Origin of the sequence: Dorea sp. Marseille-P4042, assembly GCF_900290215.1 — a bacterium.
In the GTDB taxonomy this organism is placed as follows: domain Bacteria; phylum Bacillota; class Clostridia; order Lachnospirales; family Lachnospiraceae; genus Dorea; species Dorea formicigenerans.
In genome coordinates, this window is record NZ_OLMI01000002.1 from 974,494 (window position 1) to 987,714 (window position 13,221).

Here is a 13,221-nt window from a genome sequence, read left to right on the forward strand (position 1 = left end):
AACTTCTCTTTTCAATTTACCACTTTCATTTTTTTGTGTCAACCAGTCAGGAACCCTCAATTTTCATTTTTTTCCTTTTTTCCCTTAGATTTTCTCACATATTCTGCTTTGTTTTCTTTTGTAATTCTCTATGTTCTAACACAGATAAAATAAGAAATCCCATCATTCCGACAGAGGACATCACTTTTCCTGCTGCCATCCCCGGTGCATGGTATGTGATGACAATGTTATGCTCCCCTGCCTTCATCTTACAGCCAAGGAACGCTGTATTTACTTTCTCACTTTTTACATTTTTTCCATCAACCTGAATTTTGAATCCGGAATCGTATGGAATCGAAGTAATCAGATATCCTGACTTTTGCATTGTCAGATTTCCGGCAATTACGTTTCCCTTTGTCTTTGTGCTATTTTGTAAAAACTCTGATTCGTAAAGCTCTGTTCCCGGCAACGGTGCTATATATGCTTCCACATCAGACAGATTATATTTTCCTTTGCTAAATGTAACCTCTACCTGATTTTCATCACCCTCAAGTGCCACTGCATAAGTAAACGTTGTGTTATCATTATAATAGACCCGCTGCTTAGCGCTCAGTTTATTACGATTGCCATCCACCCAGATTGTCAGATCTTTTGAGGGTTTCAGATTCTTGACCTTGAACCGAAGCAATAAAACTCTGTTACCAGAATCTGTTTTTGTTTCATTCGCAACGTTTGTGTTTTCACCGGCATTCTCTGTATTCACTGTATTCACTGTATTCACTGAATTTATGTCTATCTGGCTCACAATCTCTGCTTTTACTTTTGTATCCTTTTTGGCAAAAATATGATATCCACCGTCTGTCTCAGAAATACAGGAGTTTTCCCCAAATTGCAGTACTGCGTTGTGCAAATTGTCCACCGCCTCTATACTGTCCGTCTGCTTCGTGGCACTCTCCGGCACAACTGCCTTCTGAAGAAGTGTTGTCTGATTATATGGATAGTCCAACTTATCATAATTTTTCTCACTCATAACCTGGCTTGTTCCATAGATGATCGAAGCTGCACTTTCATTTTCATAAATCTTCCACTCCCCCGACTTTCCAAGAAGCCTGACACCTTTCATCTTAGACTTTGTAACAATGTATTTTTCGCCCATGAATCTCGCATAAATCGGATTTGACTCCTCAGACTGCATCAGGAAATTCCGGTAAGGCTGTTCCAGCCCAAATGTATCCTTTCTAAAATTCTGGTAGGTCTTATTATAGGAAGAAGAATAGATGGAAGAAATGTACTGATCTGTGTTCCACACACGATTTAAATTTGCTGCATTTTCATCGTCATTGCCAAGCTGGACTGTCCGGTAAAATCCTCCATCTTTTTTTGCCTCATCGGTTGCTGTCTGAATTGCATCTGTGATTTTAGAATCTGTTACCTGTTTATAAAATGTTGTATCCAGCATCTCCTGTTTTTCTTTGGCATACTGATTATCAAATACTGCCAGAAATACCGCCATAGAACCTGCTAAAATTAAAACTGTTCCTCTAATTCTCCAGATTGTCTTCCTTCGTTTTCTCCACACTTCTTTTATCACACCTATTGCCAGATAACAACCAAACATAATCTGAGATTCTGTCATCAAAAATGGCCACAGATTTCCCATTCCTTCCTGGTTTCTTCCTATATAGATAAGTTCCATCGTGACAACATATGGAATACAGCCGCCCCACGAAAACTCTTCACAGCTCACCTTCTTTAAATACATGGCAAGCATATAGCAAAAAAGCGGAATTAACGGGATCAGTGCCTTGTCCCTCAGATAAAGTCCCCCATTTAAAATGTATACAAAAACCGGCACGCCTGCGACAATGGCAATGATCCACGCCATTACGCTGTCACTCCATCTTCGCCTGAACATGGTCGCAACAAGCACCGTCAGCATCAACGTTCCGAATCCCAGACCATACGGTGAATAAAAAACTCCTGACAATCTAAGTTGTGGAAAGAAAAGTCCTTTCAGGATTTTTGTTGCATTTCCACTTCCAAGCAATACCGACAGACTTTCTGCATTCGCGCTGCCTCCGGAAGATTCACCGGAACTTCTTCCAATCAATGCAAGGGCTGTCGGCACAAGAAGGACTCCGCTTGCCAGTACTGCAAAAATCATAGGCAGAAGAAATCTCACGCCCTCGCACAGAAACCCTTTTACTGTGGCACGCTCATTTTTTCCTTCCAGTTTTCGTCCGTAACAATGAATTCCATAGATTACCAACGCCAGCATTCCTCCGATACTGAAGTAAAAGCTGGTCATGATCATAAGAAATGTACTGCCTGCCAAAAGCCCTGAACGCCTTTTTTCAAAGTATCTGTCCACACCCATCATAGCCAGGATTAAAAATGGCATGTAATTAACAAACATAATCTGGCTGTAGGACTGGCAGATCATAGGCCCCGTCAGCAAAAAAATAACAGCCACAGCGAAGCTGACAGCTCTGCCAAATCCTTTTCGATTCAGCCACAGATACAATAAAAGCACCGAAGCCATCAAGCATAGCATTTCCATAACAATAACATACGTAGACATTTTCACAAAAGGCAATGCGTAGGACAACAAAAATAACGGACTGTAAAGTCCATAATATGAATAATTGTATATGTTCTGTCCTCCGCCCAGGTTCATAGCGAATTCCGGGAATAGATTTCCCGTCTCATAAAACTGTTTTCTGAAATAATCCGGAATAACACTGTGCTGGCTGATCCAGTCCACCTTCGATCCAAATACTCCCCATCTGAGGCAAAACATCCAGCAGAAAAATAATGTCAGTGCTGCGAGTATTACATACCCTGCATAATACAGATATTTTGACATCGTTGTTTCTTCATTATTATGCAGATGCACCGGCTTTGTTGTTCCAACATTTTGATTATGCAGACGCTTTGACTGTCTTGTCTTCATGAGATTCCTCCCCGGATTTCTTTTCTCGCATTACAGCATTCACACCGCTTCCCACAAAGCTGTCTCCTGCTGCTTTTCCTGCCGTCTGAACTTTACTTTCTTTCAATATAAATATCGGACGGTGCTTCGTCTCCAGATATGTCTTAGCCAGATACTCTCCCACGATTCCAAGACAGAACAGTTGAACCCCGCTCACCAAAAAGATAATACATACCATTGACGGCCAGCCTGCAACCGGATCGCCCCAAATTAATGTCCGTACTATGATTACTGCAATCATAATAAATGCCAACACGCAGAACCCTACTCCCATAACAGATGCCAGGGACAAAGGTGCTACTGAAAATCCGGTAATTCCTTCCAGCGAATAAGAAAATAGTTTCCGAAGAGACCATTTTGTTTCTCCTGCCGAACGCTCCACGTTTTGGAATTCCAGCCATTTTGTACGGAATCCGACCCAGCCGAAAATTCCCTTCGAGAAACGATTATATTCACTCATTTCCAATACGGCGTCCACCATAATCCGTTTCATCAACCGATAATCTCTTGCACCATTGACAATTTCTGTCTTGGAAATGCTGTTAATAAACTTATAAAATGTCTCAGATAAGAAGGAGCGGATTTTTGGCTCTCCGGTTCTGGTGGCACGTCTTGTTGCAACACTGTCATAAGGTTCTTCCTTCAAAATACGATACATTTCCGGAAGAAGTCCAGGTGGATCCTGGAGATCTACGTCCATCGTTGCCACATAGTCTCCACTTGCATGTTTAAGCCCCGCGTATATAGCTGCTTCTTTTCCAAAGTTTCTGGAGAAAGATAAATATTCACATCTTCCATCTTTTGCATTTAATTGTTTCAATATTTCTAAAGTCTTGTCGCTGGAACCATCGTCCACGAAAAGGATCTCAAAGGAAACCTCTGACAGCTCGCCCATGACGCGCTTCATCTCCCGATAATACACCGGCAACGCTTCCTCTTCGTTAAAACACGGAACCACAATACTGATTCTGTCCATTTTGCATACCTCCATAAATTCAGTTCCTGCAGAAGACACTACTCATCATCTCTGCTTTATCATTCAGTATGCCCAAAGTTTAACACTCATCCCTTAAGAAAATGCCTAATTAAATCTTAAAGTTTCTTAAGAAGATTTTTTATTTTTTCTAAACTCCTGTATAATAGATCTATCGAAAGGAGTTATTTCTATGGATAAGACTTGTATTTTAATCGTAGATGACAACCCGGAAATCCGGGAAATTATAAATGTGCTGCTTGGTGGGGAAGGTTTCGAAGTATCTGAAGCGGCAAATGGGGCGCAGGCACTTACACTCATTGAGCAGCAGGATTTCGACCTGATTATTCTGGATATTATGATGCCGGGGCCAAATGGCTATCAGACATGCCGGAAAATCCGGGAACTGAGCAATGCGCCAATTCTGTTTTTAAGTGCCCGCACAAAGGAAAGCGATAAGACACTTGGCTTTTCCAGTGGTGGTGATGATTATCTGGAAAAACCATTTTCCTACAACGAACTGATCAGCCGGAGCAAGGCATTGATTCGGCGTTACCAGGTATACAAAGGGAAAAATGAAAGCGGCAATCAAAGTGTCAATAGTGCTTCTGTTAATCCGACTGCTGATCCAATATCTAGTACATCGAATGCTTCTGACTCCAGGCATCGTATCCTGCTCTTTCATGATCTGGAAATAAACCAGACTGTCCGGGAGGTTCATAAAAATGGGCAGCTTTTAGACCTTACAGAAACGGAATACTCCATGTTGGAACTGCTGGTCGCGAACCGCCACCAGACATTTTCTGCCCAGCGTCTTTTTGAGTCTGTCTGGCAGGAGCCTTATTACTACGGTGCAAATAATACTGTCACCGTACATATTCGAAACTTACGCTCCAAAGTGGAAGATAATCCCGGTAATCCTGAACTAATTAAAACAGTCTGGGGAAAAGGGTATCGTTGCGACTAATAATTTTCATTAAGTAACAATGAGGTAACAGCATGAAAAAAAAATTCAGTACCATGAAATTACAGAACCGTTTTCTTTTGATCTTGCTTCTGGCTCTGACGATTTCTGCAACATTATTCGAACTGCTTTGGCTAAATAAATGGACTCTGGTAAACTGGACAGGAAATTTTGAAATTTTACAGTCCCAGATTGATGACGAAGATTTCTGGACGAAATTGGACAAAACTGCACAAAATTTATCACTTCCAGAATCCTCAGACGATGAATCTGCCGCAAAAGCAATAAAACCCCTTCTAGATCTGGCAGATAAATACACAAGCATTTATCTTTACGAACAGGAGGATGGCCTTTATATTACAGGACAATATGCAAAAATTATGGACGAAAAGCATTCCGGTTTCCGGACTTTTTTCGATCTTGGATACAGGTTAACTGATGGGGAAGGGGAAGATTTTCGTCAAGGGTATCTCCAATTTCAAAACGGAAAAGCTCAAGTCGTTGTTGCCAATTACCAGCGTGCCCTTTTCATTTACCCTTATATGTTTCTTTCGCTACTTTTAAGTGTCCTGGTCTTTCTTGGAATCGTCCTGTTCTTCATGAACCGGAAGATGCGCGAAGTACTGGCTCTGGAGCAGGAAATTTTGCTGATGTCCACAGGGGATCTGACCCACCCGGTTCCGCAATATAGTAAAGATGAAATTGGCATTTTGGCAAATGAGTTGAATCATCTTCGTATCTCTTTAAATGAGAATATTGTCCGTGAGCAAGAAAGCCGAAAAGCAAATCAGGATCTGATCACAGCACTCTCCCATGATTTACGGACGCCACTTACAATTCTGACCGGATATCTGGAAGTATTAAAGCTTGGAAGAACTCCTGAAAAGCAGGAGGATTATCTGGACCGGTGTCTGAAAAAAGCTTCCGATATTAAAGAACTGACGGATCAAATGTTCAGTTACGCCCTTGTTTCCGAAGAGCAGGAAACTCCTGACATGTCCTGGCTGTCTACCGATTACATTTTTCAATGTATTCAGGAAAATTGCGATTTCATTAGTCTGGCCGGATTTACGACAAATGTTAAAATTCCAGAAGTGACTGGTATTCTGCTCAGCGACAAAACAATGATCAATCGCATTTTTACCAATCTGTTCTCTAATATTTTAAAATATGGAGACAAAGGAACTCCGGTCATCATCCGCAGTTCCGTCCGTAAACAGCGCTTTACTGTGACTGTTTCCAATGCAATCAAGCAAGAACATTCTGATGTCGGAAGCAGCAATATCGGACTTCGTAATGTCCAGCGGATGATGCAGATGATGGACGGCGAAATGCTTCTGACAAAGAAACCATCATCAGACAGCCCGGGAAACCATAACATTTCTCAGAAAACAAGTTCAGCCTTCGCCTCTGAAAATGTATCCGGAGTCTTTGAAGTTACACTTTGGTTCCCACTCCGATGACATGCTCTGACCTGCTGTTTTTCTAACAAGCGGAATATCAACTATCGATTGTTGAGAAATATGTCTCTTTAGATAAGCTGCGTTTATAAATGCTTACAATATTGTTTTATAATCCTTATAAAACAGCATGAATTTTCATGTTTTGAAGCAATTAGCTATTGTTTTTTGTAATAAAATCTGCTTAACTTATAAGTAGGCGATATAAACCACGCCAGGATAACCCGAATAAAATTATTGATAATAGTGAGGTATTAAGATGAAACCAATCAAAGAAGGAAAAGTACGTGAAATCTATGATAACGGTGACAGCCTGATTATGGTTGCTACGGACCGCATCAGCTGTTTTGATGTGATTCTTAATAACGTCGTTACAAAAAAAGGAACTGTTCTGACTCAGATGTCCAAGTTCTGGTTCAATCTGACAAAAGACATTATTCCAAACCATATGATCTCTACTGATGTAAAAGATATGCCTGAGTTCTTCCAGAAACCAGAGTTCGATGGCAACAGTATGATGTGCCGCAAGCTTGAAATGCTTCCAATCGAGTGCATTGTCCGCGGATACATTACAGGAAGCGGATGGGCAAGCTATAAAGAAAATGGAACAGTCTGCGGAATCACTCTTCCGGAAGGATTAAAAGAGTCCGACAAACTTCCAGAACCAATCTACACACCATCTACAAAAGCTGAGATTGGTGACCACGACGAGAATATTTCCTATGAGCAGAGCATTGCTCATCTTGAAAAATACTTCCCTGGAAAAGGCGAAGAGTATGCCAAGAAGCTTCGCGATTACACCATCGCTCTTTATAAGAAATGTGCGGACTACGCACTGACACGCGGTATCATCATTGCTGATACAAAATTTGAATTTGGTCTTGATGAGAACGGTAACATGGTACTTGGTGACGAGATGCTCACACCAGACAGCTCCCGTTTCTGGCCAGCAGATAGTTATGAGCCGGGTCATGGACAGCCGTCCTTCGACAAGCAGTTCGCCCGTGACTGGCTGAAAGCAAATCCGGATAATGACTGGACCCTTCCAGATGAAATCGTCGAGAAAACAATCGACAAATACTTACAGAGCTATGAGATGTTAACTGGAGAAAAATTAGCTTAATGCAAAAGAATTACATTTACCGTGGGGGCTTTTACTTAGTAGGATTACTGGTACTGGCCCTCGGGATCTCTCTCTAACACATGTGTTAGACCGCGATAACACCAGGAAGCTACAGCTTGGTTAAAGTGCCACATTATGCTATAAATATATGCCCCAACAGTATCCCCTGATCCTGAATAATGATTTTCTACTACTAGTCCATAATACTTAGAATCCTCTTCCGGTATATTCTCATTGTAAACCTCTACCATATCTGCGCCTTCTACATCTAATATTTCTCCCCAGTCAATTCCCTTAGTAAAGTTCTCCTTTTCTTACGTACTTTCTTGATTTGTTAAGCTTATTTTATCATACCATAATACTGGTCTGTAATTTATGTGGATTTAACCTGCCAAGCATTTCTTTTATGTGAAAATAGAATTCTCCTCAAAATAAAATAATCCCATAGCAGGTACTATCACGCGTGTACCTGCCAGGGATTATTTTATGGTATATAAATTACATATTTACATGGAAATCCAGCCAAATGCGTTTGCCACGGAACTTGCCAGAATAATCATAGCAAAAATCGGGCAGAGATATTTAATCATGACTACAAATATCTTCTTTCTGCGGAACGCAGCTTCCCCATGTCTGATTTCCTCTTCTATGCGGTCTATGCCAACTACTTTTGATACAAATATACTTGTCATCATAGCTGCGATTGGCATCATCACTGAATTTGTCAGGAAATCAAAGAAATCCAGGAACTGCATTCCAATGATTTCTACAAATGCCAGCGGTCCATATCCAAGACAGGATAATGTTCCAAGGGCAATCATTATAATTCCGATTACGGCTGTAGATTTTCTTCGGCTCCAGCCAATCTCATCTTCAAAGGTCGAAACTGCACTTTCTGTCAGTGCAATAGAACTTGTCACTGCTGCAAATAATACCAACAGGAAGAATAAAATTCCTACAACTGTTCCAAATCCCATATTTGCAAATACTTTCGGGATTGTAATGAACATCAATGCCGGACCTGCCTGCAGTGTATCCGGATCTCCTCCGGAAAATGCAAAAACTGCCGGGATAATCATAAGTCCTGCCATAATTGCAATTGCTGTATCGAATACTTCTACATTTCTTGTAGAATCTTCAATGGAACTGTCTTTTTTCATATAAGAGCCAAATGTAATCAGAATACCCATAGCAATAGACAGGGAATAGAACATCTGTCCCATAGCTGCCACAACCGTCATCCATGAAAAGTTCTTCAGATTCGGCACGAGGAAATATTTCACTCCTGCCATAGCTCCTGGTCTTGTCACCGAATAAATCGCAATAATGACAGACAGAACGACCAAAATCGGCATCATGAACTTTGAAACCCTTTCGATTCCATTTCTCACACCTGCATAGATGATCGACAATGTGAACATACAGAAAATTACAAAACAGATTTCTGTCGATGCTCCATTTGAAATGAATTCAGAAAAATATCCATCTGCCGCCAGTTTTATACCATTTCCCTTCACATACTCAATCAGATACTTAATGACCCAGCCTCCGATCACGGAATAATATGGTACGATCAGCACTGGAATGATTGCATTGATCCAGCCTCCAAAGGAGAGCCACCCCGCTTTCTTTCCAAATGCTTTAAATGCTCCTACAGGACTTTTTCTTGTCATACGTCCCAAAGCTGATTCGGCAACAATCATTGTGTAACCGAATGTCAATGCGAGCAAAATATAAATAAGAAGAAAAATTCCTCCACCATACTTTGCTGCAAGATACGGGAATCTCCAAATATTTCCCAATCCTACTGATGCACCCGCCGCAGACAGTACGAAACCTATCTTCCCCGAAAAGGTGCTTCTTTTGTTCTTTTGTGTTTCCATCTCTCTTTTACCTCTGATCTGCTCTTATTGCAGATCAGGCTTTCCCTTTCTCACGCCCAAAGCCTCTATGCCCTGGCTTTAAATTAATCCCGGCTATTCTTGATTTATCTTTTGCCGTATTGATTCATTTTATCATAAATCACACCTTTTATCTAGTGTAGAAAGCAGTGTATTTCTGCGATGTATTCAGTATAATCATATTGTTCTGTCGAATAAAATACTGTATAATGAAATTCATCTGAAAACGAAAGGGATTTGAAAACATGGACACAAAAGAATATGTTGGAAAAGCAGCAAAAAAATATTAATATTGAAAATAAGAGGTTACAGCATTGAAATTTCAGTGCCACAACCTCTTATTTTTATACAAAAAAACAGTTCACAGATTTTTCACAAAACAATTAGCACTCATCTCTTGTTATTACAGCGTAGCTTTTGTCTTAGTTCATAGAGTGCCGTAAAGTGCCTATTTACAGGCTTTTCACGGGTTTTATGAATTTATCATATTTCATCAAAAATCGTCAATATACAAAAAATTGGTGTCAAAATTGGTGTCAAATAACCTTAATTTGAGATTTTGATGAGCAACACATCAGTATAAAAAATTGAATATTTTATAGATTATGGAACGCCTAAAATGACGTTCCTTTTCTATTTCCAGCCGTTCTTATTGGACGGCTATTTTATTACCCAAAATGAAAGGAGCATTAGATTTATGAAAAAGACATGGAAACGATTGTGTACGGGCTTCTTAGTTCTTGCAACTGTCGTTACTGCTTTACCGATTACACCTGTCCATGCAGAAAGTAAGCAATACTGGACGGAAAGTGCAGAGCGTGTCGGTATCATTGAAAAAGTAATGAATGACGGTTCTATCGGTTCGACATTCAATGAGGGCTATATGAAAGTCGAGGGCGAAACTGCCTATTGTATCGACATCAATACAGATTTTAAGAATGGCTACAAGACCAGAGCTGACGCAAGCTCACGCATGAGTGCCGACCAGATTTCAGATGTGGCGTTATCCTTAGAGTATGTCAAACAGTATGGCGAAACTCACAAGGAATTGAACTACAAGCAAGTCTATCTGTTGGAACAATGTGTAGTCTGGCAGAGATTGAGCGTACATCTTGGCTGGCAATGTGATAACGTGCGAGCTTCTTATGATGAAATTCCAAAGGCAACGCAGGACGAAGTTTTCTCTGGTGCAAGAGCCTTTGTCAAAGAAAATAAAGGACGCTATGAATGTGGCGGTTATATCTACTCTGGCGAGGGGCAGGAATTGGGACAATTCTGGGCGAAGCTGAATGTCGGAAATGCGAAATTACAAAAGACTTCCAGTAATACTAGCATTACAGACGGTAACGGGAATTACTCTATTGCAGGTGCAACCTATGGTGTCTTTTCTGATAAGGACTGCACGAAACAGCTTGCTCCCCTTACGACTGATGAAAACGGAAATACAGATATTGTAGAGGTAAAAGCAGGCACAGTCTATATCAAGGAATTATCCGCACCAGCAGGATATAAAGTGGATAAAACTGTATATTCCTTAAAGGTTGAAGCTGGAAAGACAGCAACATTGAAAGTATCTGATACGCCAAAAGTAACGGACACTTTGATTGAGCTTTTCAAGATTGATATGGAAACACAGAAAGACAATCCGCAAGGGAGCGCTTCTTTAGCAGGTGCGGAATTTACATGGAAGTATTATGCAGGCTTCTATAATAAAGACAATCTCCCTGCCGAAGCTACTCGTACATGGGTTACAAAGACAATCGCTGAAACAGACAGCAACGGGACAACCCACTACATCACAAAATTAGCAGACGCATACAAAGTATCTGGCGACAGTTTCTATATGCAGGACGGAAAAGCGGTTTTACCTCTTGGTACACTAACTTGCGAAGAAACAAAATCACCAACGGGCTACTTATTAGACGGTGCATATATGCAGGCAAACGGTAGTGAAGAACAGATAAAAGGCTTATACCTTACACAGATTACTGAGGACGGCGACCTTGCCGTATTAACTGGAAGTAACCAGTTTTCTGTATCAGACAAAGTCATTCGTGGCGGTGTCAAAATTCAGAAACGAGATTTAGAAACGGGCGATACCAAACCACAAGGAAGTGCAACCTTGAAAGATACTGCCTTTGACATCATTTCCTTAAATGATAATTCTGTTTTGGTTGAGGGCAAGCTATACAAGAAAAATGAAGTCGTAAAAACAATCCATACGGACATTGAGGGTATCGCTTCTACTTCCGCTGACCTTTTGCCTTACGGAAATTTCCGTATCGTTGAGAAACAAGCTCCCGACGGTTACTTAACTGACGGTGCAAAACCGATTGATTTTACAATCACAGAAAATGGAAAAATCGTGGACTTAACCGACGAAGCTCATTCTATCTACAATCAGATTAAGCGTGGAGATATTGAGGGTGTAAAAATCGGTGCAGGTACACACAAGCGTCTTGCTAATGTTCCCTTTAGGATCACAAGCAAGACGACGGGTGAAAATCATGTAGTGGTAACTGATGATAACGGGCAATTCTCCACTTCTGCTGAATGGGCTTCTCATAAGCACAATACAAACGCAGGAAAGACCAGTGAGGACGGTGTGTGGTTTGGGACTTCTGAACCAGACGACAGCAAGGGTGCATTACTTTATGATACCTACATCATTGAAGAATTACGCTCTGATAGTAACAAAGGCTTTGAACTTATCCCACCTTTTGAAATCGTGGTATCAAGAAATAATCTTGTGATTGATTTAGGAACGCTGACTGATGAATACGAAAAAGAAATCTCTATCCATACCACAGCGACCAGCAAGGACGGCGAAAAGACTATCCTTGCAGGAAAAGAGGTTACAATCGTTGATACGGTCAAATTAGACGGACTTACAAAAGGCACAAAATATCAGCTCAAAGGCTGGCAGATGTTAAAGGAAGAAAACGCCGAGCTTATCATTGACGGGAAACGTGTAGAAAACGATTATACCTTTGTCGCTGATGAGGAAGAAATGAAAGTGGAAATTTCCTATACGTTCAATGCGTCTGCTTTAGGTGGCAAAAACCTTGTTACCTTTGAAGAATTGTATGATTTAAGCAATCCAGACGAACCCGTAAAAGTTGCAGAACACAAAGACATTGAGGACGACGGGCAGACCGTACTTATCACAGAGCGTATCATCAAAATTCATACGACTGCTACGGATAAGGACGGCAACAAAGAGCTTGAAGCTGGAAAAGACGTTACAATCATTGATACCGTAACCTTAGAGGGCTTAGAAGTCGGTACACAGTACAAACTTGTGGGCTGGCAGATGTTGAAAGAAGAAAATGCAGAACTTCTTATCAATGGAAAGCGTGTGGAAAGTGATTACACTTTTACTGCTGACAGCGAAACTATGAAAGTGGAAGTTATCTTTACCTTTGACGCTACTTCTCTTGACGGTAAACAGCTTGTAGCTTTTGAGGAATTATACGATTTAAGCAATCCAGACGAACCGAAGAAAGTTACCGAGCATAAGGATATTGAGGATAAGGGACAGACGATTACCTTTAAAGAAAAGCCAGAAGAACCAGAGAAAACCGAAACACCACCGACACCAGAAAAGCCTAGCAGACCTAGCGACAGTCCCAAAACGGGCGATAACACCAACCTTTACGGACTGCTTGCACTTCTTTTGACTTCTGGTGCTGGACTGGCAAGTATCTTCTTCTACAAACGCTGTAAAATAAAGAAATCATAAGGCGGTAACGATATGAAAAAAGGAAAATCACGCTCTCCGCCGAAGCTGTCAAAGGCAGACTTCCGCTTATTCTGGCTTGTCTGCCAA

General features: G+C 40.9%; 7 protein-coding genes. 4 read left to right on the plus strand and 3 right to left on the minus strand.

Features of this window, described 5'->3' with window-relative positions; all coding sequences use genetic code 11:
• Positions 1-94: 94 nt before the first annotated feature.
• Both C7E02_RS10245 and C7E02_RS10250 read right to left on the minus strand, forming a co-directional pair.
• Positions 95-2,932, minus strand: coding sequence for a YfhO family protein (locus C7E02_RS10245; RefSeq protein WP_105309494.1), 2,838 nt, complete (start codon positions 2,930-2,932; stop codon positions 95-97).
• Positions 2,901-3,947, minus strand: coding sequence for a glycosyltransferase family 2 protein (locus C7E02_RS10250; protein ID WP_005341347.1), 1,047 nt, complete (start codon positions 3,945-3,947; stop codon positions 2,901-2,903). Before C7E02_RS10250 ends, C7E02_RS10245 begins: the two co-directional genes overlap by 32 nt.
• Before the next feature lie 190 nt (positions 3,948-4,137).
• Between C7E02_RS10250 and C7E02_RS10255 the strand changes: the two genes are divergently transcribed.
• From C7E02_RS10255 to C7E02_RS10265, 3 genes are all read left to right on the plus strand, one after another.
• Positions 4,138-4,911, plus strand: coding sequence for a response regulator transcription factor (locus C7E02_RS10255; protein ID WP_105309495.1), 774 nt, complete (start codon positions 4,138-4,140; stop codon positions 4,909-4,911).
• A 32-nt stretch (positions 4,912-4,943) separates the two neighbouring features.
• Positions 4,944-6,371, plus strand: a complete 1,428-nt coding sequence (locus C7E02_RS10260) for a HAMP domain-containing sensor histidine kinase (RefSeq protein WP_105309496.1) — start codon at positions 4,944-4,946, stop codon at positions 6,369-6,371.
• Positions 6,372-6,627: 256 nt separating this feature from the next.
• The gene (locus C7E02_RS10265; protein ID WP_005341341.1) at positions 6,628-7,491 is read left to right on the plus strand and encodes a phosphoribosylaminoimidazolesuccinocarboxamide synthase; all 864 of its coding nucleotides are present in this window, start codon (positions 6,628-6,630) and stop codon (positions 7,489-7,491) included.
• A 506-nt stretch (positions 7,492-7,997) separates the two neighbouring features.
• Here C7E02_RS10265 and C7E02_RS10275 read toward each other — a convergent pair.
• Positions 7,998-9,374 carry a sodium-dependent transporter gene (locus C7E02_RS10275; protein ID WP_105309498.1) on the minus strand — a complete coding sequence of 459 codons (1,377 nt, stop codon included), beginning with the start codon at positions 9,372-9,374 and terminating at the stop codon, positions 7,998-8,000.
• Positions 9,375-10,089: 715 nt separating this feature from the next.
• Between C7E02_RS10275 and C7E02_RS10280 the strand changes: the two genes are divergently transcribed.
• Positions 10,090-13,134 carry an SrtB-anchored collagen-binding adhesin gene (locus tag C7E02_RS10280; protein ID WP_105309499.1) on the plus strand — a complete coding sequence of 1,015 codons (3,045 nt, stop codon included), beginning with the start codon at positions 10,090-10,092 and terminating at the stop codon, positions 13,132-13,134.
• Positions 13,135-13,221: the final 87 nt, after the last annotated feature.

What these genes read in the sequence shown, in the direction of transcription:
- C7E02_RS10260 (WP_105309496.1), top strand. Translation starts at nt 4,944, where the DNA reads ATGAAAAAAAAATTCAGTACCATGAAATTACAGAACCGTTTTCTTTTG.
- C7E02_RS10275 (WP_105309498.1), bottom strand. Translation starts at nt 9,374, where the DNA reads ATGGAAACACAAAAGAACAAAAGAAGCACCTTTTCGGGGAAGATAGGT.
- C7E02_RS10265 (WP_005341341.1), top strand. Translation starts at nt 6,628, where the DNA reads ATGAAACCAATCAAAGAAGGAAAAGTACGTGAAATCTATGATAACGGT.
- C7E02_RS10280 (WP_105309499.1), top strand. Translation starts at nt 10,090, where the DNA reads ATGAAAAAGACATGGAAACGATTGTGTACGGGCTTCTTAGTTCTTGCA.
- C7E02_RS10250 (WP_005341347.1), bottom strand. Translation starts at nt 3,947, where the DNA reads ATGGACAGAATCAGTATTGTGGTTCCGTGTTTTAACGAAGAGGAAGCG.
- C7E02_RS10245 (WP_105309494.1), bottom strand. Translation starts at nt 2,932, where the DNA reads ATGAAGACAAGACAGTCAAAGCGTCTGCATAATCAAAATGTTGGAACA.
- C7E02_RS10255 (WP_105309495.1), top strand. Translation starts at nt 4,138, where the DNA reads ATGGATAAGACTTGTATTTTAATCGTAGATGACAACCCGGAAATCCGG.